The following is a 24592-nucleotide window of genomic DNA, read 5'->3' as shown; positions in this document are numbered from 1 at the left end:
GTCTATGAAGGACCCGGCCGTGTCCGAGGCGCCGGTTTCGCCGCCCAAGGCGGCGAAATCTCCTCAGGACCGGTCGGGCTACCTGTTCATCCTGCCCTGGTTCATCGGGATGGCCTTCACGATCATCCCGTTCTTCGCCTCGCTCTACCTGGCTTTCACCGACTACAACCTGCTGAACGTGCCGAACTGGATCGGCCTGGAGAACTTCGCCGAGATGTTCTCCGATGACACCTGGTGGCAGTCGGTCAAGGTCACGTTCGTCTACACCTTCGTCTCGGTGCCGCTGTCGCTGGCCGCTGCGCTGGGCGTCGCCATGCTCCTCAACCGGGGCGTTCGGGGCCTGCCGGTCTATCGGGCGATCTTCTACCTGCCCTCGCTGCTGGGCGGCAGCGTGGCGCTGGTGCTGCTGTGGCGCTACATCTTCGGCCTCAACGGCATCGTCAACGCCTTTCTCGGCTTCTTCGGCATCGAGAAGATCAGCTGGACGTCCGACCCGGACTACGCCCTCACCACGCTGATCATCCTGCACATCTGGACGTTCGGCTCCCCCATGGTGATCTTCCTGGCCGGCCTGAAGCAGATCCCGGCGATGTACTACGAGGCCGCCGCGATCGACGGGGCGAACAAGTGGCAGCAGTTCCGCAAGATCACGCTGCCGCTGCTCAGCCCGATCATCTTCTTCAACCTGATCCAGTCACTGATCTCCTCGTTCCAGACCTTCACACAGGGGTTCATCTTCAGCGGAGGCAAGGGCGGGCCGGCCAACTCCACGATGTTCTACAACCTCTACCTGTACAAGCAGGGGTTCGAGCAGTTCCACATGGGTTACGCCTCGGCGATGGCCTGGATGCTGCTGATCATCATCGCGGCGTTCACCGGCCTCAACTTCCTCCTGGCCAAGCGGTGGGTGCACTATGACAACTGACGAGAGCTACATCGAGCGCATCGGCAACACCCGGCGTAAGCGCTTCACCAAACACCTGCTGCTCTGCCTGGTCAGCATCGTCATGCTCTACCCGTTGCTGTGGCTGGTGTCCAGCTCGCTCAAGCCGGCCGGGATCGTCTTCAAGGACCTCTCGCTCTGGCCCGCCGAGTGGGACTTCTCCAACTACACCGAGGGCTGGACGGCCCTGGAGTTCCCCTTCGACCTCTACCTGGTCAATTCGGTCGTCATCGTCGTGCTGAGCATCCTGGGCAACCTGCTGTCATGCTCGCTGGCCGCCTACGCGTTCGCCCGGCTCAACTTCCGTGGCCGCAAGCTGTTCTTCGCGCTGACCCTCGGCACGATGATGCTCCCCGGTCACGTGCTGCTGGTCCCGCAGTACATCGTCTTCGCCAAGCTGGGCTGGCTCAACACCTACTTCCCGCTGATCGTGCCGAACTTCCTGGCCACCAGCGCGTTCTACATCTTCCTGATGGTGCAGTTCATCCGCTCTCTGCCCAAGGAGCTGGACGAGGCGGCCCGCATCGACGGCGCGGGCACGTTCCGGATCTTCTGGAGCGTGATCCTGCCGCTGTGCAAGCCCGCCTTCGCCACCACGGCGATCTTCACCTTCATCTCGACCTGGAACGAGTTCTTCTCTCCCCTGCTCTACCTGACCGAGCAGGAGCTCTACACCGTGCCGCTGGCGGTGCGCCAGTTCATCGACTCCGAGGGCCAGTCCCAGTGGGGGCAGATGTTCGCCATGTCGTTCGTGTCCCTCGCCCCGGTCATCGGTTTCTTCATCGCCGGCCAGAAGTACCTGGTCAAGGGCATCGCCACCACTGGATTGAAGTAGATGAGACGCTATTCCTTCGTCGGGACCGGCTCGCGCGCCCAGATGTACCTGGCCGCCCTGCTCGGCCCCTACGCCGACCTCGGCCGTCCGGTGGCCTTCTGCGACACCAACGAGGTGCGCATGGCCTACTACGACCGGATCGCCGGCGCGCCCCTGCCGCACTACTTCCCCGACGCCTACGACGAGATGCTCAAACAGAGCGACGTCGTCTTCGTCACCTCCCGCGACGACACGCACGCCGACTACGTGAGCCGTGCGCTGCTGGCGGGGGTGGACGTGGTGGTGGAGAAGCCCATGACCATCGACCTGGCCGGGGTGCGGCAGATCCACGACGCGCTCCAGGCCGGTACGCCGGAGCTGACGGTCACCTTCAACTACCGCTACTCCCCGCGCAACGCGCTCATGCGGCAGCTCATCGCCGACGGGGAGATCGGCGAGGTCACCTCCGTCACCTTCGAGTGGTGCCTGGACACCGTGCACGGCGCCGACTACTTCCGCCGCTGGCACCGCGACAAGGCCGCCTCCGGCGGGCTGCTGGTGCACAAGGCCACCCACCACTTCGACCTGGTCAACTGGTGGCTGGGCGACCGTCCCGAGGTGGTCTTCGCCCGCGGCGGGCTACGCTTCTACGGCCCTGACAACGCCCGCCGCCGCGGCCTGGGCACCCGGCCCGCGCGCGGCCTCATCGACGGCGACCCGTTCTCCCTGGACCTGGCCTCGGACGAGAAGCTCCGCGAGCTCTACCGGGACGGCGAGCACCTGGACGGCTACATCCGCGACCGCGACGTCTTCTCCGACGGCATCACCATCGAGGACAACCTCAACGTGGTGGTCGGTTATCGGGGCGGCGCGTCGATGTCCTACACCCTGCACGCGCACTGCCCGTGGGAGGGCTACCGCGTCGCGATCAACGGTACGGCGGGGCGCATCGAACTCGACGTGGTCGAGCGGCCCCACGTCTCACCCGCGGGCGCCTCCTCGGCGATCGGCGCGGCCACCGCCGCCTCCAAGGTGGCCGTCGCCCTGGCTGAGCCGGAGGCCGAACCGGCCGAAGTCCTGGACCCGAGCGCCCTGTCCGAGAGCGAAAGTGCCGTCGCTGACGCGGGACACCGGCAACGAGGCTCGCGTCTGCTGCTGCAGCGCCACTGGGAGCCCGCGGTCGAGGTGCCCATCCCCGAAGGCGCGGGCGGCCACGGCGGCGGCGACGCCATGCTCCTGCACGACGTCTTCCGCGGTCCCTCCGGAGACCGGCTGAGCAGGCACGCCGGGTTCGCCGACGGCGCCGCGAGTGTGCTGGTCGGCGTGGCGGGCAACGAGTCGCTGCGCACCGGCACGGCGGTTTATCTGCATGAGCTGGGATTGTCATTGCCATGACCCCCGCCCTGCTCGTGGCGGCACCGCTTGGGGACTACGCTCATAATCCCCGGATGCGAAAAGGCGGCGAGATGGCCACGGAAGTGCTGCGGCTGGATGGACGAGAGGTGGCCTCCTATGTCTGGCAGCCGAAGGCGCCCGCGTCCAGTTCACCGCGCCCCTTCCTGCATCCCGTGCGGACCCTGGCCGGCCGTACCGTGACCGACGCCGTGCCCGACTCCCACCCGCACCAGTTCGGGATCGGCGTTGCCTTCCCCGACCTCGACGGGGTCAACTTCTGGGGCGGGCGCACCTTCGTGACCGGTCACGGGCCCGCCTGGCTCGACAATCACGGCAGCCAGCGGCACGAACGCTGGCTGGGCCGCAGCGAGACCTCGCTCTCGCACGCGCTGCGCTGGCTGGGGCCCGACGACGGGCTGCTGCTCCACGAGCGGCGGACGATCACCTGCACGCCGGTCGACGGGCCATTCAACGGGAGCGTCTGGTCGCTGGCCGTACGGACCCAGCTGACCAACGGCGCCGAGCGGGCCCTGGTGATGCGGAGTTCGGCGGCCAAGGGCCGGGTCGGCGCAGGCTACGGCGGCTTCTTCTGGCGCGGGCCGAACGTCACCGGCGCCACCGTGTTCAGCGCCGCTGGCGAAGGCGTGGAGCCCGTGCACGGCCGGAGCGCCGCCTGGGTCGCCGTCGCCGCCCCGGAGTGGACCCTCGTCTTCCGGCCCGGCGACGAGGACACCGCCCAGGACCGCTGGTTCGTCCGGGCCCGCGACTACCTCGGCGTCGGCTCCTGTGTGGCCTGGGCGGAGCCGCTGGTGCTGGAGCCGGACGAGGCGATCTGCCGTACCGTGGTCGTCCTGGTGGCCGACGGCCGCCTCACGGCCGAAGACGCGGCCCGGCTGGCGACATGACCGCCGCCTTCCGGCCCAGCGCGCCGCGCTCGCCTGAGGGGGCCGTCCGGCAGGAGAACCTGCGCGACCTCAACCTCGGGTTGGTCTTCCAGCGCATCCTCACCGCGGGCGGTCCGATCTCCCGCACGGAGCTTGCCGCCGCCACCGGGCTGACCCGGCCCACCATCACCCGCATCGCCGAGGAACTGCTGGCCGGACAGCTCATCACCGAGAAAGGCGTCACCCACAACGGACGGGCGGGCCGCCCGCGCGTCGGCCTCACGCTGTCGGACCGCGGTCCCGCCGGACTCGGCCTGGACATCCGCGCCGACGGCCTGGCCGCGTGCGTCGTGGACCTGACCGGCACCGTGCGCCACCTGACCTTCGCCCCGGCCCGCTACGCCGGCCGGGACGCCGCCGCCGTCCTGACCGAGCTGGCGCGCATGGCCCGCGAGGCTGTCGACGCCGTCACCGCCAAGGACCTGACCGTGGTCACTACCACCTTGGCCGTGCCCGGACCGGTCGACGGCGGCATCGTTCGCTCGGCCCCTGCGCTCGGCTGGCGCGACGTGCCCGCCGGAACGTTCCTCGGCGACATGGGCCTGACCACCGCCGTCGAAAACGAGGCCAACCTGGCCGCCCTCGGCGAGCTGTACGCCGGCGACAACACCCTCGACAGCTTCGTCTACGTCTCCGGCGGCCTCGGCATCGGCGCCGGGATCGTGCTGGGTGGCCACCTCATGCGCGGCGCCCGCGGCTGGAGCGGCGAGTTCGGCCACGTCACCGTCCACCCCGACGGCGCTGCCTGCCCGTGCGGGTCTCGCGGCTGCCTGCAGACCTACGCCAGCACCGCCGCCATCCTCGGCGACGACCCCGCTCCGGAGTCCGCCAATCCGGACAACGTTGTCACCGAGCGCGCCGAGGCAGGCTCCCCGCCCACGCTCGCCGCCCTGGAGCGGGCCGGCACCGCGCTCGGCATCGCCCTGTCGAGCGTGCTGAACATCCTCGACATCGACACCGTGCTGCTGGGCGGCAGCTTCGCGCTGATGTCGTCCTGGCTCACCGCGACCGCCAAGGCCGAGATCGACCGGCGCGTGCTCACCGCCGCCTGGGCTCCCGTCACCGTCCGTCCCGCGCTGCTCGGCCCGGACGCCGCCGTGATCGGCGCGGCGCTCACCTCCATCGACCAGATCCGCCGGCAGCCCACCGTCTGGCTCGCCCGCCAGGCCTGAACCTCCGGCGGACTCGGCACATGACTGTTGCTCGGCACCCTTTCCGCGCGACCTCTAAAGCGCAGGTAGAGGCGCTGCAGGTGGCGTTGGATGAAGGGCCGGCCGCGTACGGGCGGGGCGAGGATCAGTACTGGACGCAGGGCGGATAGCCGAGCTGGTCTGGGATGAGTTCCGGGTGTCGTACACGCTGTCGGGAAGCCCGGCATTCGTCACCGCCTCACTCCGGCCCTGCAACGCCGGCCAACTGAGGGCGATCAGCCGCAGAAGGTGGAGAGGCACGAGAACCGATCTTGCCAAATCCACCGTCTCAGCCCATCCGTACAGGTTGATTGACTGGAGGACCGACACCGGCCTACCTCAGGCCACCGACGGACAGCCCTCCGCGCCAGTGCCGCTGAAGCGTGAAGAAGGCGATGACGAGGGGAACGACCGACACGAGCGCGCCCATGATGATGAGGCTCCAGAGGGAGGTACTGCCCGCGTTGTTCGCCGAGGCGATTCCCTGCCAGAGGCCGAGCCCGACGGTGACGGGGAATAGGCGGTTGTCGGAAAGCATGGCGAGAGGCAGGAAGTAGTTGTTCCAGGACGCCACGGCGGACAGGAGCAGCACGGTGACCACCGCGGGCCGCATCAGCGGTAATGCGACCTGGAGGAACGTTCGTACCTCACCCGCACCGTCGGCCCGCGCCGCGTCCAGGATCTCGTCGGGAACCGCGTCGCGCGCGTACACGTGCATCAGGTAGACACCGAACGGGTTGAGCAGTGATGGGAGGATCACCGCCCAGATCGTGTTGGTCAGGCCGAACTCGGAGAACATCATGAAGGTGGGGATCACCAGGGCCGTCGCCGGCACCATCAACGCGCCGAGCACGAGCGCGAAGCTGAAGCGCCTGGCGGCGAAGCGGTACTTGGCGAATCCGTAGCCGGCCATGACGGCCAGGACCGTGGCGCCGACGCCGCCCGCGAGTGCGTACAGCGTGGAGTTGAGTATCCACCTCCCGTAGATCCCATTGTCATAGGTGAACAGTTGCTCGAGGTTGCCGAGGTAGTCGATCCGGCCGGCGAACCACAGGGTGTTGCCGCCGCCGAACAGGCCGGGGGCATCCTTGGAGCTGTTGACGATGACCCACCAGAACGGCACGAGGAAGTACACGACCAGGAAGCCGAGGAGCACCTGCAGGGGGAGATGGCGTTGTGGCGGGCGGCGGACGCCGGCGCGGGAACGGTCGCTCATCACAGGAAGCTCCTCCGCTTGCGGGTGAAGAACAGGAAGGCGTAGACGCCGACGAAGACGATCCCGCCGAGTGCGAAGGAGATCGCCGATCCGTAGTTGAAGTTCGCGAGTGCGAATGCCTGCTGATATGCGTACATGTTGGGGGTGAAGTCCGGTCCGATCGTGCCGGCCGCGAGGGATCGCAGAATTTGCGGTTCGTTGAAGAATTGCAGGGTGCCGATGAGCGAGAAGATCAGGATCAGGAGCAGCGCAGGGGCGATCAGCGGGATTTTGATCCGGAGCGCGATCTGCCATTTGCCGGCACCATCCATGCGGGCGGCCTCGTAAAGTGCCGGGTCGATGCCCTGGAGCGCCGCGTACAGGATGATCATGTAATAGCCGGCCCACTGCCAGGTGACGACGTTGACCAGACCGTAGAAGATCAGGTTGCTGCTGAGGAAATCAGGCGGGGCGGCGCCGAACAAACCGAAGATGTCGGAGAGCGGCCCGAAGCTCTTGCTGTACAGAAATCCCCACATGACGGCCCCGATGACCGTGGGGATCGCGTAGGGGAGGAAGATCATGAGGCGGGAGAAGCGGGCGAACAGAGAGGTCACGGCATCCAGGATCAGGGCCATCGCGAGCGCGACGATGATCTGCAGCGGGATGGAGACCAGCGAGAAGCGGATGACGAACCATGACCCGGAAAGAAAGCTCGGGTCGGTGAACGCCTTCACGTAATTGTCGAGGAAGACGAAGCTGGTGCCGCCGATCAGCCTCTTCTGGAAAAGACTGAGGTACAGCGCGTACGCGAGCGGCGCGATGAGCAATGCCAGGAAGACGATCCCGAATGGCCCGACGAAGAGCCACCCCATCAAATGCTCACGGAATCGCACCTTGCCGCGAATTTTGTACGTTCTGTCCTGGGCGCTTGGCGCACTCTTCTCGATCATGAGGGTCAACCTGGACTCCGGGATGTCGATGCTGGGAGATCGTGGGTGGGCCGGCCGGTGGAAGACGGCCCACCCTTTCCGTCACTGAACGGTGAAGCCTTGCTCTTTGGCGTAGCTCGCCACGTCCTCCTGAAGCCGGTCAGCGGCCTGCGCACCGGTGACGGAGCCCTCGATGAGCGCACTGACCTGCTTCGTCATGGCGTCGAAGTAGTACTGGCCGAACGGGCTGTAGGTGACGCCCTTGTAGGCGTTGGCCGCGGGGACGTAAACCTCCTTGTTGGCCTGCTGGCCATCGAAGAACGCCACCTTCAAGTTCACGAACTCGGGGTCGTTGAGCGCCTTGAGGTTCAGCGGGAAGATGATCTGGTTGGTCCAGCCGTGGGTGAGCGACTCCTTGTCGGCGTAGAGGCCGTACGCCACCTTCGCCGCGAGTTCGGGGTTCTTCGCCTGGCTTGTCACGGAGAAGGCAGACCCGCCCCAGTTCACCTGCACCGGGTTGGCGGGATCCCACTGCGGGAGCGGCGCCACCGCGAACTTGCCGGTGTCCTCGCCCTTGCCGACGCCGGCGCCGGTGAGGTAGCCGGGCGCCCAGGCCGCCGAGATGTACGTCGCGTACTTACCGTTGATCACACCGGAGATGTACTCCGGTGTGAACTGGTCCTCCGTCCCGACCAGTTCCTTCCGCGCGAGACGCCCCCAGTAGTCGAGCACGTCCTTGGAGGCCTGGTCGTTCAGCTTGACGCCGATCGAGCTCTGCTGCGCCGGGTCGTAGGTGAACGGGGCCGCGCCCTTCTGGATCTGCAGCGCCATCGTGAGCGCCGACACATTCGCGGCGAAGTCGCCGAACGCCGGACCACCCGCGTCCTTCATCTTCTGGGCCGCCTGCTCGTACTCGGCCCACGTCTTCGGAGGCGTGATGTCGTACTTCTCGAAGATGTCCTTCCGGTAGATCATCGCCATCGGACCACCGTCGACCGGCACGCCGTAGACCGCGTCACCGACCGAGACGTCCTTCCACGCGCCCTCGCTGTAGTCGGCCTTGACGGCGTCGAAGCCGTACTTCTTGATGTCGACGAGCGCGTTCTGGATCTGGAAGGTCGGGATCCGGTCCATCTCGATCATGATCACGTCGGGTGCGCCAGTGCCCGCCGAGATGGCCGTCTGGAACTTGTCGTACTCGTCACTGCCCTGGCCGACGTTGGTCCAGCAGACCTGCACCTCGCCGTTCTGCTTGTTGAAGTTGTCGACGACGAGCTGCATGTTGGGGTACCAGCCCCACATCGTCACGACCGGCAGATTCTTCTTGGGGATCGTGTTCGTGCAGTTGCTCGCGCCGCTGCCGCTCGCGGTGTTCGCGCCCCCTCCCCCGCCGGAGGAGCAGGCCGCGAGCGCGGTGGCGGCGGCGAGCATGGCCGCCGCAGCAGAGAGCCATTTCTTGTTCATTGGCATGTTTCCCTTGGGGATCGCGGCGCACGAAGGTTCATGCGCCGCCGTTGGAACCGAGCGATCGGCCGGGACGGGGCACGGGTGACGCGACGCGCGCCCCGTCCTTCGGCCGATCCACATGTGAGCGCTAACGCAGCCCGCATCCCTCGGCGAAGGCCGGGCGGACGGGCTCGCCTAGCGCTTGAACAGGCGTGGCGCCAGGTCGATGAGGTTCTTCTGCCACACGTCCCAGCCGTGCGGGCCCGGAGTGACCCCGTCGAACTCGTAGCGGATACCGAGGTTGTTCAGGGTGGTCAGGGACGTCATGAACGACGGGTAGACGAAGTCCGTCTGGTCGCCGACGTACAGGCGCAACAGCTTGGTGCCGCTGTTGATCGCCTCCGCGTCGACGCCGGCGGCACTGCCGAACCCGGCCGAGAACGCCGCGACGTAGGCGAACCGGCCCGGGAAGGCCTTCAGCACGCCGAACGTCTGCCCGCCACCCATCGACAGGCCGGCGAGGGCCTGCTGCGAGGGGTCGTCGGAGACGTTGTAGCGGGCGCGGGCCGCCGGGACGATGTTCTGCAGCAGTTCCTTGTTGAAGTCGGACACGTTGCCGTTGCCCATCACGACCACCATCGGCACCAGGTCCCCGTCGAGGAACTGGTGGTCGAGGATCTGTTTGGCGCGTCCCATCTCCACCCAGTCCGTGTAGCTCTGGCCGCCACCGTGCTGGAGGTAGAAGACGGGATACGGCTGCGCACGGTCCGGGTCGTACCCCGGCGGGGTCCAGACCAGCGCGGTCCGGTCCTGGTTCGCCACACTGCTCCGGTACGTCATGCTCTCGACCTTGCCGCCCTGACCGGCGGGAACGTCCGTGAGCAGGCGTGCCTCGTCCCCCTTGACGAGGAAAGTGCTCCAGGTCGGCTCGGAGGTCACCTTCGTCGGGTTCGACGCGTCCTTGACCGAGACCCGGTCCACCATCAGCCGGTAGTAGTAGAACCACGGGTCGAGCGGGCCCACGGTCGCCCGCCACCGGTCGCCCTCACGGGACAGCCGGATGCGCAGCCAACTTCCGTTGGGCGCCCAGTTCGCCCACACCTTGACGCGCTCGGCGGCAGCGAAGTCCGTCGTGGTCTCGAAGGTGACGAAGCCGTCCTCGGTGACGAACGGCGTCGGGGTAGTGCCGGGGGCCGGCGGGGTGAACTCGCCCTTCAGCTTCCCGTGCCCGGCGCTCGGACCGTGATCCGAGACCCTGCGGAACAGCCGCGGCGCGAAATCGATGAGGTTCTCCTGCCAGGCGTTCCAGTTCGCCCCGGCGTCGGGGTTGACCCCGTCGAATTCGTACGTGATCCGGGCGCGGTCCAGCGCCTTCGTCAGGCGGTAGGTCGCGTTGTACGCAGGATCCGTCACGTTCCCCGTGTACAGGCGCACCAGCTTGACGTGGCGGTTGATCGCGTTCGCGTCCACCCGGCCGACACCATCCGTCAGGAGACCGGAGAACGAGCCGGCGTAGGCGTACTGACCCGGGTGGGTCAGAGCGGCGCGCAGCGCCTGCGTCCCGCCCTCGGCCACCCCGGCGATCGCCTGATGCGCCGGATCGCGATGGACCCGGTAGCGGTCGGCGACCGCCTTCCGGAGATCCTTCAAACCGTCACCGTCGCTGATCACGACCACCATCGGCTCCATGGCCTTCTGGAGCGACAGGTTGTCGAGGATCTGCTTGGCCCGGCCGAGGTCGAGCCAGTCGGTGGCGCTCCCGCCGTCGCCGGACTGCAGGAACAGCACCGGGTAGGCCTTGGGGCCCTCGGCCGCGTGCCCCGGCGGCGTCCATACCTGAGCCGACCGTTCCTCGTGCTTGGTCCGGTAGGTCAGGGTCTCGACCTTGCCGCCCTGCCCCTGAGGGGCGTCCGCCAGCAGGCGCACCGCGTCGCCCGGCACGAAGAAGGTGCTCCGGAGAGGTTGGGACGTCACGCTGGTGCTGTTGGTCGGATCTTTCAGACCCTTGGTGTCATCGCCCGTGACCTGGTAGGAGTACAGGCCCGGCTTGAGCGGGCCGAGAACCCCCGACCAGACGTCGCCCCGGCGGGTCAGGCCGAACTCCGCCCAGGCGAAGGAGGGACCGAAGTTGCCCTCGATGACGACCTGTGAAACCTGGCCCGCGTTGGCCTCGACGTAGGCCGCTGGGACGCTGAACGACGCGTAACCGTCCTCGGAGACATTCAGCCACGGCGTGTCCGCCGCCGCCGGCCGCGGCGCGAGCAACACTGCCGCGATCGCCATGACGCCGGCGGCGATCGCCGCTGCGAGCCGGCGCGCGCCCTGAGGGCGTGACCTGCCGTGATAAAGTAAAGAAGGCATGCGAAAACTCCCTTAATGGCCGGCCACGGTTGATGCCCGACTGGCCGGCCTGATTCATGCGGTGGATAGTTTGTGGTTGGTGTTCGCACCTCCATCCGTCGAGGGGTCGGCTTGCCCACCTGACGTTCGTTGCCGCGAACGTCAGGTGCGATGGGACGCCGTGCCTGTGAGTGGCGCCACGGTCACATAGGGCTCCTCGGCGCCGCGGTGGAGCCGCGAACCACCAGGCGGGTCGGGAGCACGATCTGGCGCGGGCCCTCCCAGTCGCCGCACACCAGCGACTTCAGCATGCGCGCGGCCTCGTACCCGAGCCGGTACATCGACTGGTCCACGGTGGTCAGCCCCGGCTCGGCCAACGCGGACTCCGGAATGTTGTCGAAGCCGACCACCGACAGGTCGCCGGGCACGCTGAGCCCCAAGTCGTTCGCGACCTCCAGGGCCTTCAGCGCCATTCCATCGCTCGCCGCAAAGATCGCCGTCGGACGGTCCGCCCTGTCCAGCAGCGCCCGCGCGAGCGGTGCCGCAGACTCGGGATTGAAGCTTCCTCTTGCGATCAGCTGCGGATCGATCGGAACGCCGGCCTCGGCCAGCGCCCTGCGGTAACCCGCCTCACGCGACCACGCGGCCTCCAGGCTGGCGCGGCCCGCGATGAAGCCGATGCGCCGATGCCCCAGGCCGAGGAGGTGCTCGACCACCGCGGTGGCGCCCGCGAAGTTGTCCGCCGTCACCGACGGCACCGTCGAGCCCCTCGCCGGATCGATGACCACGACCGGAGTGCCGCTCCGCACCTCGCCCGAGGGCGTGACCACGATGCACCCATCGGTGAGCGTGCCCGACAAACGCGCCAGGTGCCGCTGCTCCCAGCCGTCCGAGTACGTCCCGTAGAGGTCACTGTTGGCGTAGATGATCAGGTCGAAACCCGACTGACTCAGCGCATCCATGACCCCCTTGAGCACCTCGGCCGTATAGGACTGGAAGCTGTGGGTCACCAGACCCAGGACGTTGGTACGGCTGCGCCGCAGGCTCGTCGCCACCAGACTCGACTCGTAGCCGAGCTGCTCGATGGCCGAACGGACTTGCGCGATGGTGCTCGCGCTGACGCCGTAACGCCCGTTCACCACCCGCGACACGGTCGCGGTGGAGACGCCGGCTAAGCGTGCGACATCACTCATCGTCACCGGCGCGCCGCCCTGGGCCATGCCGCCTCACAGGTTGCAATCGTTATCGGTTACGTTTGCAGCGTCACGGTAAGCGATGACGATGGCAGAAACAAGACCTTTTCGGCCGACCGTTCATCAGGTAGAAACGTTGGCCGGATCGCGCGGTCCGGGCCAGGTTCGCCGCGCCATGACCCCGAATACCGCTGCTGAGCTGGAGGTTCGCCGGGGCGATCAGGCCGCTCTGCGGTGCTCGCGGATCAGGATGACGGGACGGGGCCCGTCGAGTCGCGGACGCTGAGGGTCGTCGCCAGTTGGAGGTGCCTGGAGGCGGGCTGGACACCGTCCGCCATGCTGAGGACGGTCTCGACGGCCATCCGGCCCATGCCGACGAGAGGTTGCCGGACGGACGTGAGCCGGGGCGTCGTCCACTCGGTCTGTGGTGTGTCGTCGAACCCCGTGACCGACAGCTCGCTCGGGACGGTGATGTGAAGCTCCTTGGCCGCGGCGAGGACCCCGACGGCGATCTCGTCGTTGCCGGCGACGATCGCGGTCGGCCGCTCGTCGAGCGCAAGGAGGCCATGGCCGTGCCGGAGTCCCGCCTCGACGGAGAACGCCTCGTGGCGGATCAGTGCGCGGTCCAGCGTGATGCCGGCCGAGTCGAGCGCGGCTTGGTAGCCGTGGAAGCGTTCAAGTGAGGGGGCAGAGCCCAGGGGGCCGCCGATCCAGGCGATCCTGCGGTGGCCGAGCTTGATGACGTGCTCGGTCGCCGAGCGACCGCCCGCCCAGTTGGTGGAGCCGATGCTGACGAGACGTGATTCGGTCGTATCGATGGGGTCGATCGTCACGACGGGCACCTCGAGATCCTCCGCGGCGAAGAGCATCGAGTCGGGCACGGCGACGGCGAGCGCGATGATGCCGACGACACCGGACGCTTTCTGCTCCTCCATCCAGGCGCGGGCCGCCGTACGGCTCGTGCTGATCGGCTCGTCGGGCGGCAGGCGAAGGAGGAGCTCGGCCTGCGCCGAGGTCGCGGCCACGAGGATGCCCCTGAGCACCGTCCCGGCGTAACGGGACTCCACGATGTCGACCACGGTGACGAGGGTGCGGTCTCGCGTTTGCTCGTGTCGCACCGCCGTCGGCTTGTAGCCGAGCTCGGCCATGGCTCCTAGCACCAGGTCGCGCGTCTTCGCCCCGACATCGCTGCGTCCGTTGAGAACCTTCGAGGCGGTCGCCGGCGAGACGCCGGCCAGTCGGGCGACATCCGCCAAGGTGGCTCGCTCGGAACGACCTCGCCGTCGCATGAGGGCTCCCTTCGGGCTTCGAAATTATTTCGAAACCTACCACGAACCCTTCTCGCCAGGCCTTCCCTCTCGTCCCCCCGTTGACACAGAACAGGCACGACACCTAATGTCCTCACAACAACGAACAAGTTGCGAAATATGTTCGTAATCAGCTCAGGACGAGAGGCAGTCTGCAGCGGTACTGGCAGTCGGGCCTGTCGCTAGGCGCCGTGAAGGGCTAGCACCGCCCTCCCCCATCCCTTGAACGATTTCGTGAAGAGAAGTGAGACCATGAAGAGCGACGGTGCGTTCGAACCCCGGTTCCGGATCGACGGTGAGCTGCGTGACGAGAGTGCGCTCCCGCACATCTGGAGCGAGTGTGTCGGCGCCGGGCGGGCGAACGAGGCACTGCGCGCGGACTGGCAACAGCAATTCGCCGAGGTCGTCACCGCCTTGGGAATCCGGTACATCCGCTTTCATGGCGTCTTCCACGACGACATGTTCGTCTACCGGGGCAGTTACGGCGGCGGTTTCGGCCCGAACACGCCCCTTGCCTCGCCCGTGTACACGTTCAGCTATGTGGACAAGGTGTTCGACTTCCTGGTGGACCGCGGTGTCCGTCCCTTCGTCGAGCTGGGTTTCATGCCGCGCGAGCTGGCGACGGCGACCGAGACCGTGTTCTGGTGGGGCGCCCACTGCAGCCCGCCCAAGGACATGGCGCGCTGGGTCGAGCTGGTCACGAGGTCGGTCGAGCACTGGATCGACCGGTACGGCCTCGCCGAGGTGCGGGAGTGGCGCTTCGAGGTGTGGAACGAGCCCAACTTGGTCCCCCACTTCTGGACCGGCACGAAGACCGAATACTTCGAGCTCTACGAGCAGACCGTGCGGGCGATCAAGAAGATCGATCCGGCCTTGAAGGTGGGCGGGCCCGCGACGAGCGTCTTCGTGCCCGACGACCGCTACAAGGGCGAGACCGAGGACCGCTCCGCGATGCTCGAGACAGCCGGCGCGGCCGACGTGGACGCGCTCGACTGGCGCCCGGTCTGGATCGAGGACTTCATCGCCTGGTGCGCGGAGCGCGAGCTCCCGATCGACTTCATCTCAACCCACCTGTACCCCACCGACTTCGCGTACGGCGCCGACGGCGAGGGCGTGCACATCACCCGGTACGCCGATGCCACGTTCGACGACCTGACCCTGCTGCGCAAGCTCGTGCAGACCAGCGCGTATCCCGATGCGGAGATCCACATCACCGAGTGGTCGACGTCGCCGTCGGCCCGCGACTTCATCCACGACACGCTGTTCGCGGCGACCTACATCACGCGGGCGTACCTGAAGTGCGCGACCCTCGCCGACTCCATCGCCTACTGGACCTTCACTGACGTGTTCGAGGAGGGAGGCGCCGGCATCGGACCGTTTCACGGCGGATTCGGCCTCGTGAACGAAGGGGGCATCCACAAGCCCGCCTTCCACGCGTTCACGATGCTGGAACGGCTCGGCGACCGGCTGCTCCTCACGACGTCCGACGGGGTCGTGACCCGTGACAGCCGGACGTCGGCCGTGTCCGCGGTGTTCTTCAACTACCCCGAGGACATGGCCATGAGGGGTCTCGGCTCGGAGAACGCGTACGCGGCGACACGCGCGCTGGCGGAGATGGGGCCGAGCCGGAGGATCCACCACTCGATCGGCGGCCTGGAGCCTGGCACCACGTTCCTCGTCGAGGTCCTGGACTGGGAGCACGGGAACGCCGCCGAGGCCTGGTACCGGCTCGGGTCCCCCCTCAACCCGTCCCGGGCCGAGAGCAAGTACCTGAGCAAAGTCGCCGACACACTCCTCAGGTTCACACTGACCGTGCCCGACAACGGTGTGCTGAACCTCGATGTCGAACTGACGCCCTGGGCGGTGATGTCGTTGAGTCAGTCGGCATGACCGCGTCACGGGCTCTCCGCCGGCGTCTTGCCGACGCTCTCCTACGGCGTCGTCTCCCGGCCGTCCGACACCCGGACCGTGGCCTTCGCCGACGTGCTCCAGTCACGGCCGCCGGCCTTGCCGGTCAGGACCGTGGCGCCCGTGGGCTCGTCCGCGCCCGGGGTGACCTTGAACTCGGCAGTGCGTTCCGAGCCGGGACTCAGGGGCCCCAGCACGACCTGGGCGGGCGTGACGCTCCACCCGTCCGGAGCCTCGACGGACACCGTGGCCGAAGGAGCCAGCGGCATCTCGATCGCCCGGACGGTGACGGTGACCTTGGCCTCCTGACCCGGGATCACCTCGGCTGGTGCGCCGAGCCGGACCTTCTGCAAGCTGTACGCGCGATAGGTGTGGCCGGCCTTCCCGGCGAGCTCGATCAGGTCGGGACCGACCTTCCTGGTGCGGGCCTGGCCGCCGCGCACGGCGTCGACCACCTTGTAGCGCCCGGTGAACATCTCGGCGCGTACTCTCACGGTGCCGTCGCGATCGGGCGTGACCAGGAACTCGTCGGCCTGCCCTTCGCTCCATGCCGCGCCGACGGTGTGACCACCACGACCCCGAAGGCCCGCCACCCGTCCCTTCGGCCAGGCCGCCGGCAGCGCCGGCAGCAGGTGCAGCTCACTGTCGTGGCTGTGCAGCAGCATCTCCGCGATGCCGGACGTGGCGCCGAAGTTGCCGTCGATCTGGAACGGAGGGTGCAGATCGAACATGTTCGGCGCGAGCCTGGCCGGTGTGACGAGGGCGCGGACCAGGTCGTGCGCCCGCGTACCCTCCTCCAGCCTGGCCCAGTAGTTGATCTTCCAGGCCAGCGACCAGCCCGTCCCGTCGTCGCCGCGCAACTCCAGCGTCCGGCGCGCGGCCTCGAACAGCTCGGGTGTGTCGCGCTTGGTGATCTGATGGCTGGGATGCAGGCCGTACAGGTGTGAGACGTGCCGGTGGTTGCGCTCGGTCTCCACCCAGTCGTGGAGCCATTCCTGGATGTTGCCGCGGGAGCCGATCTTCATCGGCGCCAGCCGCTCGCGGGCGGTCTCGACCTCGGCCCGGAAGTCCGCGTCCACGCCGAGCACCTTGCTGGCCTCGGCGCAGCCGTCGAACAGGTCACGCAGGATCTGCATGTCCATGGTGGGGCCGGCGGCCACGCTGGCATTCGGGTGGTGGCTGAGCTCGGGTGAGTTGGACGGGTTCGTGACCAGCCAGCCGAGTTCCGGCTCCGGCACCAGGGTGTCGAGGAAGAACTGGGCGGCGCCCTTCATGGCCGGGTAGTTCGCGCGCAGGAAGCCGGCGTCGCCGGTGAACAGGTAGTGATCCCAGATCAGGGCGGCCAGCCAGGCGCCGCCGGTCTGCCACATGCCCCAGAACGCGCCGTCGACGACCGAGGTGGCCCGCCATGCGTCGGTGTTGTGATGGGTGACCCAGCCGCCCGCCCCGTACTGTGCCTCGGCGGTGCGGGCGCCGGTCACGGTGAGGTCCTTGATCATGTCGAACACCGGCGCGTAGCACTCGGACAGGTTCGTCGAGTCGGCGGGCCAATAGTTCATCGGCAGGTTGGCGTTGATGGTGTACTTCGAGTCCCACGGCGGGCGCATCTGGTCGTTCCAGATGCCCTGCAGGTTGGCCGGCTGGGTGCCGGGCCGTGAGGAGGAGATCAGCAGGTATCGGCCGAACTGGAACAGCAGCGCGGCGAACTGCGGGTCGTCGGTGTCCGCATGCTGCGCGATGCGGACGTCGGTCGGCTGGTCGGCCGCCGCGGTGCGGCCGAGGTCGAGCGTCGTGCGCCCGAACAGGCGCTGGTAGTCGGCCACGTGCCGGCCGCGCAGCTTGTCGTAGGGCCGCTTCATGGCGGCGTCGAGGTGCTTCCGCGCGATGCCCTGGTAGTCGCCGCCGACATCCTGGTAGTTCACGTAGCTGGAGCCGATGGAGATCAGCAGTGTCACGCTGTCGGCGGCGGACACCTGCAGAGTGCCGCCGGAGCTGGTGACACTGCCGCCTTCGGCGACGGCCCGGGCCAGTGCCAGGAAACGGACCGAGCCGGTCACTCCGTCCATGTCCCCCGAGACGCCGTCGAGTGCCACGGTGGTCGCGTCCGGGCTGGAGCGTGTCGTCCGCTGCGGGCTGTCGAACGTCGCGGAGAACGTGATGGAGCCGGGCCGGTCGGCGGTCAGGCGGATGGCGATCACCTGGTCCGGCGCGCTCGCGAACACCTCGCGCCGGTACCGCACGCCGTTCAGGACGTAGGTCACGGAGGTCGTGGCGGTGGTGAGATCCAGCTGGCGATTGTACTCCGACACCCCGGCTGCGCTGCCGAAGCCGAGCCGTAGATTGCCGACGGGCTGGTAGGCCAGCTGGCCTGCGGGCTTGCCGAGCATCGTCTGGTTGATCAGGTCCTGGGCCTGGATCCACTGGTTCTCGAAGACCAGCCGCCGGATCTCCGGCAGCGCCTGCGCACCCTTGGGGTTGCTCTGGTCGTACGGTCCGCCCGCCCAGACGGTGTCCTCATTGAGCTGCAACCGTTCGGTATCGACGTTGCCGAACACCATGGCGCCCAGGCGGCCGTTGCCGATGGGGAGAGCGCGGAGCCAGTCGGTGCCGGCGGCCTCGTCGTACCAGAGCGCCAGGTCGTTGGCGGCGCGCACCTCAGGGGGTGGCGTCGAAGCGGCTCGGGCGACCGCCGTCCATTGCGTCGGCAGCAGGAGCGCGCCGGCCCCGGCTGTTCCGGCCTTCATCAGCTGCCTTCGTGTCAGGTGGTGTTCGGACATGGCTGTTCCCAATCGGTCGGGGGGTGCGGTGCTCGGGACGCCGCGGCGAGCTATTCCTGGACCTTGCCTCCGGTGAGGCGGGACAGGACGAGAGCGACGATGATGATCGCGCCGTTGAGGGCCTGGATCCACTGGGCGGGCACGCCGGCCAGGGTGAGGACGTTCTGGATCATGTAGAGGAGGAGGATGCCGGTGAACGCGCCGAACATCGTGCCCTTACCGCCGTTGAGGCCGACGCCGCCGATCACGGCCGCGGCGAACACGGTGAAGATGGCGCCGTCGCCCTGCGCGGCCGCCACAGAGGCGAGGTGTCCCGACATCAGCAGGCCGCCGAGCGCGGCCAGCAGGCTGGCGCCCACCAGGGCGGTCCACAACACCCGGTCGGTACGGATGCCGGCCGCCTTGGCCGCGTCCACGTTGCCGCCGATGGCGTACAGGGCGCGGCCGTACTTGGTGAAGCCGAGCAGCACGATGCCGGCGGCGAACAGCAGCAGGCAGAGCCAGATCGAGGCGGGCACGCCGAGCCACAGGGCCGAGCCGAGATAGAGCATCGACGCCGGCAGGTTGAAGAAGGTCTGGCCGCCGGAGATGCCGGTGAGCAGGCCGCGCAGCACGATGAGCATGCCGAGGGTGACGATGAAGCCGTTGAGCCCGAACCGTACGATCAGCAGCGCGTTGATCGCGCCGATGAGCACGCCGACGGCCAGGGTGACGGGGATCGACCAGACGCCCGGCAGCAGTCCGAGCCCGGCGCCCGAACCGGCGGCCACGGTCAGCCACGCCGCCACGCCCGGCGCGAGACCGAACGTCGACTCCAGTGACAGGTCCATCTTGCCGGCGACCAGCACGATGGTCTGGGCCAGGACCAGCAGTGAGATCTCCGACATGGTCTGCAGGATGTTGATCAGGTTGTCGCCCTGCAGGAAGATCGGGTTGACGATCTGGCCGACGACGGCGATCGCGATGATCGCGGGGATCAGGGCGAAGTCGCGCAGCCGGGCCAGTCGTATCCGTGGCCGGTCCCGCTCGGGTGCCGCGCTCTCGGTGGCGGGCGTGAGAGTTTTCTCAGGCATCGAGCCGGACTCCTTCCATGGCCGCCACCACGTCGTGGTCGTGCCATCCGGCGGCCATCTCGGCGACGACACGGCCCTGGAACATCACCAGCAGCCGGTCGCACAGCCGCAGGTCGTCGAGTTCGTCGGAGGCGATCAGCACGCCGGTTCCTCTGGCGGCCGTTTCCTCGACCTTGCCGAGCAGGAACTCCTTGGACTTGACGTCCACCCCGGCGGTGGGGGTGATCAGCACGAGCAGCCGGGGATCGGAGGCCAGCGCCCTGGCCATGACGACCTTCTGCTGGTTGCCGCCGGACAGGCCCATCACGGGCAGGCCGGGACCGGGGGTCTTGATCGCCAGGTTGGCGATCAGGGTCCTGGCCAGCCGGTCGCGCCGCCGGTTGCTGATCAGGCCGGCCTCGCCGAGCTGGTCGGGGACGGTCATGGTGGCGTTGTCGGCGATCGACATCATCGGGACGAACCCCTGGTGGTGCCGGTCGCGGGGGACGAAGCCGACACCTGCGGCAAGCGCGTCGGGCACGCTGCCGGGACGGGGAGCGCGCCCGGCGACCTCGATCGCGCCCGAATCGGCCGCGCGCAACCCGACGACGGTCTCGGCCAGCTCGGTTCTGCCGCTGCCGGCCGCGCCGGCCAGGCCGACGATCTCGCCGGACCGGATCTGGAAGTCGATCTCCCGGTAGGCGTCGCCGTACGTCAGGCCGCGCACGCCGAGCACCACACCGGCGCCGCCGGGCACGGCCGTCCGGGAGGACGCCTCTGCCAGGCCGGCGGCCTCTCCCGCCATCGCCGCCACCAGCTCCGCGTGCGGCAGATCCGCCACCATGGTGGTCAGGATGTGCCGGGCGTCGCGGAAGACCGTGACCGTGTCGCAGATCTCGTAGATCTCCTGCAGGTGGTGGCTGATGAACAGGAAGGTCACTCCCTGTTCCTGCAGGGTGCGGATACGGGTGAACAGCCGGGCGATGGCGGCCGCGTCGAGCTGGGCGGTCGGCTCGTCGAGGATGATGAACCGGGCGCCGAACGACAGCGCACGGGCGATCTCCACGAACTGCCGCTGCTCGACGTCCAGTTCGCCGGCCGGCAGGCGCACGTCGACGTCCACTGACCAGGTGGCGAGCAACTCGGCCGCTTTGCGCCGCAGGGCGGCCCAGCGGACCAGTCCGAGCCGGTTCAGGTCGTGACGGTGCAGGTAGAGGTTCTCCGCCACGGTCAGCTCGGGGATGATCGTGGACTTCTGGTAGACGCAGGCCACCCGTTGCCGCCAGGCATCACGGTCGGCCAGGCGCGGGGCAGGCTCGCCGCCGAAGCGCACCTCGCCCTCGTCCGGCGCCTGGAGCCCGGTGAGGATCGATACCAGAGTGGACTTCCCGGCTCCGTTGCGGCCGACGAGCGCGTGGGTCTGGCCGGGCATGATGCGGATTCCGGCGCGGTCCAGCGCGACGGTCTCCCCGTATCTCTTGGTGACACCCATCGCCTCGACGAGAGGCGTGGCCGCCTGGTCACCCGCCAAGGTTGTTGCCCCAGAGCGAGGAGTCGCCCGGCTTGACGCTCGCCACGCCTGCGTAGGTCCCGCCGTCGGCGGTGACCAGGGGCGCGGAGAGCTGGTCCTCCAGCAGGCCCGGGCGCACCTGGATGATGGTGCTGTCGTGGTCGGTCGGGCCCGGCTTGAACGTCTTCCCGTCGATGGCGGCCTTGGTGTACTGCAGCGCGTACTTGGCGTACTGGTCGGCCGGCTGGGAGACGGTGGCGTCGATGTTGCCGGCGGCGATCTCCTTCAGCTCCTGGGGGATGCCGTCGTTGGAGATGACGAAGACGTGCTTGGGATCGTCCGGCGGAACCAGGAGGCCGCGCTGCTGGAGCACCTGGAGGGTGCCCGACAGGGCGAAGCTCGACTGCATGTAGACACCCTTGATGTCGGGGTTGGCGGTGAGCTGGGTCTGGAGCTTCTGCGAGGCGACCGCGCCGTCCCAGTTGGTGGCCTCGCCGAACACCGTGATGCCGGGGTAGCTCGCCTTCATGCAGGTGTTGAACGCCTCGGTGCGGTCGCGGCCGTTGATGGAAGCCAGGTCGCCCTGGAGCATCACGACCTTGCCCTTGCCGGACAGCTTCTCGCCGAGGAACTTGCACGCCTTCTCGCCGTACGCCCGGTTGTCGGCGCGTACCACCATGAAGGCGTCGCCCTGCTCGGGACGGGTGTCGACCATGACGACGGGGATCTTCTTGGCGTTGAGCTGCTGGAGGGTGGGGGCCACGGCGGCGGTGTCCTGCGGCGCCAGCACGACGCCCTTGACGCCCTGGCTGATGAAACTCTGCACGTTGGCGGTGAGCTTGGAGATGTCGTTCTGCGAGTTGGAGGTCTTCAGCTCCAGGCCGGTCTCGGCACCGAACTGGGGGACGTACTTGATGAAGGAGTTCCAGAAGTCGGTGTCGGAGCGGGGATAGTCCACCCCGACGACCGGCTTGCCGCCTCCTGAGGCGGCCGTGCCGCCGCCTCCGCCGCCCCCGCAGGCGGTGGCCAGGCCGGCCGACAGGGCGACGGCCGCACCTAAGGCGAGTCCTCGTTTCATGACTGTTCCTTCCCTGTGCTGGGTGGGGGCTGGGGAGCGCATCACACCGCACCCGCCGCGACGGCGGCCCACTGGGGGCCGTGCGGGTAGGCGTACTCGGCGCGGGATGCCGGATGCATCTCGGCGCCCCCACCCGGACGTGCGGGGGCGAGGTATCGGCCGTCCCGGATCACGACCGGGTCGGTGAAGTGGTCGTGCAGATGGTCGATGTACTCGATGACGCGGTCCTCGGCCGTGCCGCTGACGGCCACGTAGTCGAACATCGACAGATGCTGGACCATCTCGCACAGGCCGACGCCGCCCGCGTGCGGGCACACCGGCACCCCGAACTTGGCGGCCAGCAGGAGGATGGCGATGTTCTCGTTGACCCCGGCGACTCTGGCGGCGTCGAGCTGCAGGATGTCGAGCGCGCCCGCCTGCAGGAACTGCTTGAACATCACCCGGTTGTGGGTGTGCTCGCCGGTGGCGACCTTGATGGGCGCCACCTGCTTGCGGATGGCGGCGTGGCCGAGCACGTCGTCGGGCGAGGTGGGCTCCTCGATCCAGTACAGGTCGAACTCGGCGAGCGGGGCCAGCCACTCGATCGCCTGGCCGACGTTCCATGCCTGGTTGGCGTCCACGGCGATGCGCACATCGGGGCCGACCGCCTCGCGGGCCAGCCGTACGCGCCGGACGTCCTCGGCCAGGTCGGCGCCGACTTTCAGCTTGATCTGGCGAAACCCGTCGGCGACCGCCTCCTCCGCCAGCCGGACCAGCTTGTCGTCGGTGTACCCGAGCCAGCCGGGAGTGGTGGTGTAGGCCGGGTAGCCCTCGGCCAGCAGGCGTGCGCGGCGCTCGGCACGGCCCGGCTCGGCGCCGCGCAGGATGGCCAGCGCCTCCTCCCGGGTGAGCGCGTCCTCCAGGTAGCGGAAGTCGACGACGTCGACGATCTCCTCCGGCGGCAGCTCCGACAGCAGCCGCCACAGCGGCTTGCCCGCCCTGCGCGCACGAAGGTCCCACAGAGCGTTGAGCACGGCTCCGGCCGCCATGTGAATGACGCCCTTCTCCGGGCCGAGCCAGCGCAGCTGGCTGTCGCCGGTGAGCCGGCGGGACACCCCACCCAGATCGCCGAGCACCTCGGCCACCGGCCGCCCGGTGACCAGCGGCGCCAGCGACTCCACGGCGGCGACGGCGATCTCGTTGCCGCGCCCGACGGTGAAGGCGAGCCCGTGCCCTTCCTGCCCGTCACCGGTCCGCACGATCACGTACGCGGCTGAGTAGTCAGGCTCGGGGTTCATGGCGTCGGAGCCGTCGAGGTGCCGTGAGGTGGGGAATCGGATGTCGTGGGCCTCGATGGCGGTGATCAGCTCGGCCACGACGGCCGCCCTTGGTGATGTAAACGCACGAAGGTGTCCCTCCATGGGATGTTTCGGGCAGGTGAAGCGGCCTTCACCACACCGACATGGGATGTCTTTGTAATCCTCGCGAGGGCGGCGTGTCTAGACCTCCCAGGGAATATCTGCAAAATCGCGCATCAACCGTCCTGGCAGCGCCCGATATGATGAGCAGACAACCCATGTCTGCTCATCCATAAGTCCAAATCTTCCTCGGACATAGGATGTCTGTTATGTTTCCCAGCGTGACGCCTGTGCCGATCGAGCGACTCCCTGCCTGGAGGTCGCCCGCATGTCCCTGACCGACGAGGCGATCTCCCGCATCCGGGCCCTCATCCAGTCGGGCGAGCTGCCACCGGGGGCGCGGCTGCCGCCGGAGCACCAGCTCGCCGCCCAGCTCGGCGTCTCCCGCAACCCGCTGCGCGAGGCGGTCAAGGCGCTGGTCGTGGCCCGGGTCCTTGACGTACGGCGGGGCGACGGCACCTTCGTGACCAGCCTGGAGCCGCGGCTGTTGCTGGAAGGGCTGGGACTGGCCGTCGAGCTGCTGCGCGACGACACCCTGCTGGAGATCGTCCAGGTACGGCGGATGCTCGAGCCCGCGGCGACCGCCCTCGCCGCGTCCCGGATCTCCGCCGAGCAACTCGACGAGATCGGCGAGCACCTGAACGCGATGCGCGCCGCCTGCGATGACGTGGAGAAGCTGAACCACCACGACGCCGCCTTCCACCGCGCCGTCGTGCGGGCGACCGGTAACGAGACGCTGTCCACCCTGCTCGACGGAATCTCCGGCCGCACGCTGCGGATGCGGGTGTGGCGCGGCACGGTGGAGGCAGGCAGCTCGCACAAGACCGTCGCCGAGCACGAGGCGATCTACCACGCCCTGGCCGCCGGCGACGCGACGCTCGCCCAGGCCGCGGCGCTCATGCACATCGGCACGACCGAGACCTGGCTGCGCTCGGTGTTGGGAGACGTCGAGGACTCCCGTGACCGGGGTGTGAATGTCGAGGGCGCCCAGCTCGGCGAGGAGGAGACACGATGAAGGCCGGTTGCTGCCGTCGGCCACGATGAGGGGCGGGAGTAGCGACCAGGCCCCGGCACATGGTGCGGCCAGGGCGATCGCGCCGGTGAAGGGTGCTGCCAGGCGGTGGAGGCGGCGATGAGCAGGGCGCAAGGCCGGGACGGCCGAGGCCCGGCG

Annotated in this window: 18 protein-coding genes; 7 read left to right on the top strand and 11 right to left on the bottom strand. The window is 68.3% G+C overall.

The window, feature by feature from the left end:
* The first annotated feature begins 4 nt into the window (after positions 1–4).
* From EDD27_RS11355 to EDD27_RS11335, 5 genes are read left to right on the top strand one after another with little or no spacing between them, the layout of a single operon-like run.
* Entirely contained in the window at positions 5–925 is a 921-nt protein-coding gene (locus tag EDD27_RS11355) for a carbohydrate ABC transporter permease (RefSeq protein WP_127932375.1), read from the top strand.
* Positions 915–1778 (top strand): carbohydrate ABC transporter permease, encoded by an 864-nt coding sequence (locus EDD27_RS11350; RefSeq protein ID WP_127932374.1) that lies wholly within the window; start codon positions 915–917, stop codon positions 1776–1778. Before EDD27_RS11355 ends, EDD27_RS11350 begins: the two co-directional genes overlap by 11 nt.
* On the top strand, positions 1779–3152 hold the full coding sequence (locus EDD27_RS11345; protein WP_127932373.1) for a Gfo/Idh/MocA family protein: 1374 nt from the start codon (positions 1779–1781) through the stop codon (positions 3150–3152).
* A gap of 53 nt (positions 3153–3205) precedes the next feature.
* On the top strand, positions 3206–4057 hold the full coding sequence (locus EDD27_RS11340; RefSeq protein WP_206641359.1) for a DUF6807 domain-containing protein: 852 nt from the start codon (positions 3206–3208) through the stop codon (positions 4055–4057).
* On the top strand, positions 4054–5268 hold the full coding sequence (locus EDD27_RS11335) for an ROK family transcriptional regulator (RefSeq protein WP_127932371.1): 1215 nt from the start codon (positions 4054–4056) through the stop codon (positions 5266–5268). Before EDD27_RS11340 ends, EDD27_RS11335 begins: the two co-directional genes overlap by 4 nt.
* Before the next feature lie 352 nt (positions 5269–5620).
* Here EDD27_RS11335 and EDD27_RS11330 read toward each other — a convergent pair whose 3' ends face one another.
* From EDD27_RS11330 to EDD27_RS11305, 6 genes are all read right to left on the bottom strand, one after another.
* A complete protein-coding gene (locus EDD27_RS11330) occupies positions 5621–6502 on the bottom strand; it encodes a carbohydrate ABC transporter permease (RefSeq protein WP_127932370.1) in 882 nt (293 codons plus the stop codon).
* Positions 6502–7434 carry a carbohydrate ABC transporter permease gene (locus EDD27_RS11325; protein ID WP_127932369.1) on the bottom strand — a complete coding sequence of 311 codons (933 nt, stop codon included), beginning with the start codon at positions 7432–7434 and terminating at the stop codon, positions 6502–6504. The genes EDD27_RS11330 and EDD27_RS11325 overlap by 1 nt, the downstream gene beginning before the upstream one ends.
* 81 nt (positions 7435–7515) lie before the next feature.
* The gene (locus tag EDD27_RS11320; RefSeq protein ID WP_127932368.1) at positions 7516–8877 is read right to left on the bottom strand and encodes an ABC transporter substrate-binding protein; all 1362 of its coding nucleotides are present in this window, start codon (positions 8875–8877) and stop codon (positions 7516–7518) included.
* 177 nt (positions 8878–9054) lie between these two features.
* Positions 9055–11220, bottom strand: coding sequence for an alpha/beta hydrolase (locus tag EDD27_RS11315; protein WP_127932367.1), 2166 nt, complete (start codon positions 11218–11220; stop codon positions 9055–9057).
* 182 nt (positions 11221–11402) lie between these two features.
* The gene (locus EDD27_RS11310; RefSeq protein WP_206641358.1) at positions 11403–12392 is read right to left on the bottom strand and encodes a LacI family DNA-binding transcriptional regulator; all 990 of its coding nucleotides are present in this window, start codon (positions 12390–12392) and stop codon (positions 11403–11405) included.
* Positions 12393–12637: 245 nt separating this feature from the next.
* Positions 12638–13681, bottom strand: a complete 1044-nt coding sequence (locus EDD27_RS11305; protein WP_127932365.1) for a LacI family DNA-binding transcriptional regulator — start codon at positions 13679–13681, stop codon at positions 12638–12640.
* Between the two features lie 270 nt (positions 13682–13951).
* Here EDD27_RS11305 and EDD27_RS11300 point away from each other — a divergent pair, with 270 nt between their 5' ends.
* Positions 13952–15589 carry a GH39 family glycosyl hydrolase gene (locus EDD27_RS11300; RefSeq protein ID WP_127932364.1) on the top strand — a complete coding sequence of 546 codons (1638 nt, stop codon included), beginning with the start codon at positions 13952–13954 and terminating at the stop codon, positions 15587–15589.
* Between the two features lie 41 nt (positions 15590–15630).
* Here the strand turns inward: EDD27_RS11300 and EDD27_RS11295 are convergent, their stop codons facing one another.
* The 5 genes from EDD27_RS11295 to EDD27_RS11275 all read right to left on the bottom strand — a co-directional run bounded on the left by EDD27_RS11295 (position 15631) and on the right by EDD27_RS11275 (position 23379).
* Complete coding sequence (locus EDD27_RS11295) at positions 15631–18351, bottom strand: glycosyl hydrolase family 95 catalytic domain-containing protein (protein WP_241563974.1); 2721 nt, start codon at positions 18349–18351, stop codon at positions 15631–15633.
* A gap of 83 nt (positions 18352–18434) precedes the next feature.
* A complete protein-coding gene (locus EDD27_RS11290; RefSeq protein ID WP_127932362.1) occupies positions 18435–19457 on the bottom strand; it encodes an ABC transporter permease in 1023 nt (340 codons plus the stop codon).
* The gene (locus EDD27_RS11285) at positions 19450–20928 is read right to left on the bottom strand and encodes a sugar ABC transporter ATP-binding protein (protein WP_127932361.1); all 1479 of its coding nucleotides are present in this window, start codon (positions 20926–20928) and stop codon (positions 19450–19452) included. Before EDD27_RS11285 ends, EDD27_RS11290 begins: the two co-directional genes overlap by 8 nt.
* A gap of 28 nt (positions 20929–20956) precedes the next feature.
* Complete coding sequence (locus tag EDD27_RS11280; protein ID WP_127932360.1) at positions 20957–22024, bottom strand: sugar ABC transporter substrate-binding protein; 1068 nt, start codon at positions 22022–22024, stop codon at positions 20957–20959.
* A 41-nt stretch (positions 22025–22065) separates the two neighbouring features.
* The gene (locus EDD27_RS11275) at positions 22066–23379 is read right to left on the bottom strand and encodes an L-fuconate dehydratase (protein WP_206641357.1); all 1314 of its coding nucleotides are present in this window, start codon (positions 23377–23379) and stop codon (positions 22066–22068) included.
* 310 nt (positions 23380–23689) lie between these two features.
* Here EDD27_RS11275 and EDD27_RS11270 point away from each other — a divergent pair, with 310 nt between their 5' ends.
* Positions 23690–24436, top strand: a complete 747-nt coding sequence (locus tag EDD27_RS11270) for a FadR/GntR family transcriptional regulator (RefSeq protein ID WP_127932358.1) — start codon at positions 23690–23692, stop codon at positions 24434–24436.
* Positions 24437–24592 lie beyond the last annotated feature (156 nt).

The organism is Nonomuraea polychroma (assembly GCF_004011505.1).
Lineage (GTDB): Bacteria > Actinomycetota > Actinomycetes > Streptosporangiales > Streptosporangiaceae > Nonomuraea > Nonomuraea polychroma.
This window is presented reverse-complemented; position numbering and strand designations above follow the sequence as displayed.